Source organism: uncultured Chitinophaga sp. (assembly GCF_902168175.1).
Taxonomy (GTDB): Bacteria; Bacteroidota; Bacteroidia; order Chitinophagales; family Chitinophagaceae; genus Chitinophaga.
Genome location: NZ_CABHOU010000040.1, coordinates 1 through 4,061 on the forward strand (window position 1 = coordinate 1; position 4,061 = coordinate 4,061).

The following is a 4,061-nucleotide window of genomic DNA, read 5'->3' on the forward strand; positions in this document are numbered from 1 at the left end:
ACGCAGTTACATCAAAGCTGAATGGATCGAAACCGCCCTCGTGTGTTCCGGCCTCTTTGCCATTCACCAGTACCTTCGTTTTCCAGTCTACTGCGCCGAAATGAAGCAGTATACGTTTGCCTTTCATGGCCGACGGCACCGCAAAGCTGGTACGGTACCATAGCAGGCTGTCTTTACCTACTGTTCTTCCCACGCCTGAAATAGCCGATTCTACCGCAAAAGGCACTAATATCTTACCCTGGTAGGCCGATGGCGCACCATTCATACCGGTAATCGCATAGTCCCAAAGCCCGTTCAGGTTCTTCCAGTTGCTGCGAACAAACTGCGGACGGGGATATTCAGGCAAAGGCGCCGCCGGATTTACCTGCTCGCTCCAACTGGTGCTGATCTTGCCCGGCACTACTTTCCATGCCTTTTCCTGGGCATTGGCAAAGGCCGCCAACGTTAAAAGCGATAACGTGAGAATTTTTTTCATTACAATATGTTTAATACATGAAGTGGATATGAGGGTCAATATATTAATAAAACGCTTTTTTACACTTGTTTTTTTGATCAGTGGGCAACGGCTTTAAAAGTTTGGTATTTTCATTTGAAGATGTATATTGCGTTCACAGTTATTTTATCCAATACAGTTACCCGTAAGTCTAGCAGATAAGGATTGTCCTCCTGATGAATATACCAGCAAAAATTCCACATTAATCCATGCTCACTACATGAACACTGCATTATGGCTAGTCCAGGCGTTTTTAGGTATTTCATTTACCCTTGCCGGACTTAGAAAAATTATCGAAGATCACACCAGACTTGGCCCCCAACTTCCCTGGACAACCCGCTTTCACCCTGCCGTTGTAAAAGGTATTGGAGTACTCGAACTGCTCGCAGGACTAGGATTTATTATCCCACGCCTTGCCGGTATCGCCCCTACCCTTACGCCCCTTACCGCTATAGCAGTTGGTGTTGCCATGGTGTTTGCGCTCATTCATCACCTTCGGTATAAAGAAGGCCGTGAAGCGATCGTTAACGTAGTGGTATTGGTGCTTGCCAGCTTCATTGCGATATTCAGGAACGAAGGTAATATTGTGGGGGAACAGGCGATAGTACTGCTATAGGGTTGTCGTTGGGTCACTGCCTTAGCCGTGGAAAGGGCTTCAGCAGTTCTTTTAATGCTGATAGATAGCAGTAGTGTCAGGTGCGATCTTCTTTCTACGTCAACACCCACAACACCTCTTCATACAACATTCCCATAAACGCGCAGAATTCGGGAAGCCTGATCGCTGCGCCTTTATGCTTGCCTAACTTTTTCCGGATCCTGTCCAGCAGGCGTTGCCCGCTTCTTTCTGTTTTACCGATAACTTTCGCCGCATCTTTAGCGTAGATAATGCGGGTTTCTTCGTTTGTGTGTAAACTTTTCTTCATAAAATATGGTGTTTTTTGATGAGGATACGAAGATCGTTATTCGTCCTCAGCAAATCTGCAAACCGGTTTATACAAACTCGTTTAAGCAATTGATAATCATACAGATATTATTCTCTTGGCCCCTCTGATTTTTTAGTTTCTATCAGGTATATCATTTGTTGCAATTTTGTTTTTACAGCGTCAAGGATGGAGGGCTTATTTTTGTAGAACAGTGTGTAGAGTGTGTCTGCATTTAACGTATCCATGCTGCTTGCAGAGAAACAACGTGCCGCAATATCAAGCAGGCGACGGTTGTTCGTTTCCTTGATCAGGGACGCTTCCACGGCAATATTGAGAAAGCAGGCCAGTTCGCCTGTATTGAAGTTGATCCTCAGTTTATCAGTATTATTTATTTCTTTGAGTGAGGAAGACGGTGCCATTTCATAGAACAGTATGCCCACTTCCAGCCAGTTTAACAGTTGTTGCTGCAGGGAAGGTTTCGTCTTGTCGTACCCGGGTCTTTCGCCATAATTGAACTGACTTACACGTTTTCTGATCAACATCAGTTGCGATACTTTTTCCATGTTACTGCGCAGGTTGCCGAGTTTACGCTCCATACGCAGAGTACAGTATGTCACGTATAACGGGTGGTTAAAGTTATACTCCGCCAACTTTTCATGGAATTGCCGCTGGTTCGGCGTTTGTGCAGATGCAGAAAGTGCAGACAGCACGTCCAGCACTTCTTCCGTATACCTCAACTGACGACGACTGCAATGGTCGCCGGAATGAGATAATAGCCTTTCCACCCAAACAGCCATCATTAACCGGAAGTCCTCGCTTATGCCCCAGCCTTCCAGCAGGCGAAACAGCTCTTTCGCTTTGCAGATGATAACCGGGCCGGCCTGTAACCTCGTGATTTTCGGCAGGGCCATTTCGTCACTGTAATGCGACGGGAAAAACTTTTCCATTTTCTGCAGGAACAGTTCCATCTTATCGGCCAGCGCACCCATTGCATGCCGGTGCCTGTCCGACGTTTCCTCTTTTTGTTTTTCATCGATCGTATCCAGTAACGTCGTAACACTTCGCTGGCAAAATTGAACCTGCATGGCAGCCTGCCTGTCGTCTGTACTGGTGAGGGCCATGTTAGCCATGCTATGCCATAATGCAGCCATTACTTCTTCTGCATGGTCGGCGGTTTTGGAAACATACTTTGCCGTTGTATTCAGGCTTGGGTGGTTATGGGGAGGTAAATGCCGGTTAACAAGCGTTTCCAGCGCAATCAGTTCTTGCTGCATGTCGCAGGTAGGTTTTATGGTTAAAAATAATACGTGGGATGTTCAGTTACCGGAGTCGTAACCGTCATTTGTCCTGGCAATTGGAAGAGGACACGAATTTAAGGTAAAATGAGAAAATAGAAATCAACCCAATAAAAAAAACGGCCCCAGTCCGGGGCCGTTATATACATCACACTATCCTTACTCAGCGTCTACCGCTACAATGGCCATTTCGTTAAAGGCACCGTTGCGGCATACACGGGTCATGTCACCTATAATTTCCACAAAGTAGATACCGAAGGCCGCAAACAATGGCAGTTCACTGTCGGCCGGTAACAGCGCCGTCAGCTCAATGTCGCCTGTCTGGCCCATGCTAATCGGAAAAGCCTGCGACTTTACGAGCGCTTTCTGCGATTTACCTGTTTCGAAATCCACCGCCGACGCAGCCAGCACCAGCACGAAGTGTGTTGAGCCTGACGGGCCGTACACATTACCCAGTGGTTCGAAGGATGGGATCAGTACTTTCGCTTCTCCTGTAACCCTGTCGATCGTGGCAACATGGTCTTTGCGCAGACTACTGCCTGGCTTACACCTGCTGTTCAGCTGAAAGCCGTTGAGCAATGATAAATCGCCGCTGGCAACCGTTCGTAAGCCCGGTGCGTTCGTTACATCTGTTTTGAGTATTACCCGCATCAGACTGTTCAGTCGGTTGCTCAGTTTTTTGTCGTTCAGATGTGAGGTGGCTTCGTTAAACGAATCGCGTAAAGCCATTCCTGCTTTTGCCGCGGCCGTAAAATTGGAATTCACTTCCCTTGTACCCTGAAAGGCTGCATCGTTCTGGATACGTTCTGCGCTTATACCGCGCTGCCTTCTTGCTTTAACACCATCGCCGGATTTAATTAATGTTTGACCGGCGATTGTTCCTTCTATCTTTTTTAATAAATTCTTTCTCATGATATTAATAATTTGAAAATTTAATTTTGAAAGGAGCTGTTACATAGGCCGCTCCCACCGCCTGTCTATAACAAACACCCCGGGCCCTGGGGCGATCGTTAAAAATTTTAAACTGTGTTAACCAGCACTACCGCTAACGCGTTGTAGGCATCGTTGCTAAGCGTATAAGTAACGCCGTGCATTACCTGGGTGAACTGGATACCCATTACCAGAAACTGCGGATGTTCGCTGTTGGCAGGCAACTGTACCTGTAAGGTGATGCCGCCGGTAACTTCCGCATCCAATGCGATGTTCTCCGTTTCAGCCGTACTGCTCTCGTAAGTGCCCGCGGCAAAATCAATGGCCGTGGCTACCACCTGTATTACGAAGTGTGTAGCTCCCTGCGGACCAAACACCAGCTTCTCCGCCATAAAGGAAGGTATTACCACCTGCGCCAGT

The 4,061-nt window shown here is 47.3% G+C and carries 6 protein-coding genes; 1 reads left to right on the top strand and 5 read right to left on the bottom strand.

The window, feature by feature from the left end; translation table 11 throughout:
• Positions 1-475 (bottom strand): sugar-binding domain-containing protein (locus QZT80_RS08095; RefSeq protein WP_367112858.1); only part of this gene is annotated, 475 nt, incomplete at its 3' end.
• A 238-nt stretch (positions 476-713) separates the two neighbouring features.
• Between QZT80_RS08095 and QZT80_RS08100 the strand changes: the two genes are divergently transcribed.
• Complete coding sequence (locus tag QZT80_RS08100; RefSeq protein ID WP_295120303.1) at positions 714-1,109, top strand: DoxX family protein; 396 nt, start codon at positions 714-716, stop codon at positions 1,107-1,109.
• Between the two features lie 94 nt (positions 1,110-1,203).
• On the opposite strand, the gene QZT80_RS08105 is transcribed toward QZT80_RS08100, so the two are convergent.
• The 4 genes from QZT80_RS08105 to QZT80_RS08120 form a co-directional block, all read right to left on the bottom strand.
• Positions 1,204-1,416 (bottom strand): hypothetical protein, encoded by a 213-nt coding sequence (locus QZT80_RS08105; protein WP_295120306.1) that lies wholly within the window; start codon positions 1,414-1,416, stop codon positions 1,204-1,206.
• Between the two features lie 107 nt (positions 1,417-1,523).
• The gene (locus tag QZT80_RS08110) at positions 1,524-2,690 is read right to left on the bottom strand and encodes a hypothetical protein (protein WP_295120309.1); all 1,167 of its coding nucleotides are present in this window, start codon (positions 2,688-2,690) and stop codon (positions 1,524-1,526) included.
• Positions 2,691-2,870: 180 nt separating this feature from the next.
• Entirely contained in the window at positions 2,871-3,623 is a 753-nt protein-coding gene (locus tag QZT80_RS08115; RefSeq protein ID WP_295120312.1) for a hypothetical protein, read from the bottom strand.
• Between the two features lie 107 nt (positions 3,624-3,730).
• Positions 3,731-4,061, bottom strand: a 331-nt coding sequence (locus QZT80_RS08120) for a hypothetical protein (RefSeq protein ID WP_295120315.1), incomplete at its 5' end; no start/stop codon positions are given.

Coding starts and splice junctions, on each gene's coding strand:
- QZT80_RS08100 (WP_295120303.1), top strand. CDS start 714: ATGAACACTGCATTATGGCTAGTCCAGGCGTTTTTAGGTATTTCATTT.
- QZT80_RS08105 (WP_295120306.1), bottom strand. CDS start 1,416: ATGAAGAAAAGTTTACACACAAACGAAGAAACCCGCATTATCTACGCT.
- QZT80_RS08110 (WP_295120309.1), bottom strand. CDS start 2,690: ATGCAGCAAGAACTGATTGCGCTGGAAACGCTTGTTAACCGGCATTTA.
- QZT80_RS08115 (WP_295120312.1), bottom strand. CDS start 3,623: ATGAGAAAGAATTTATTAAAAAAGATAGAAGGAACAATCGCCGGTCAA.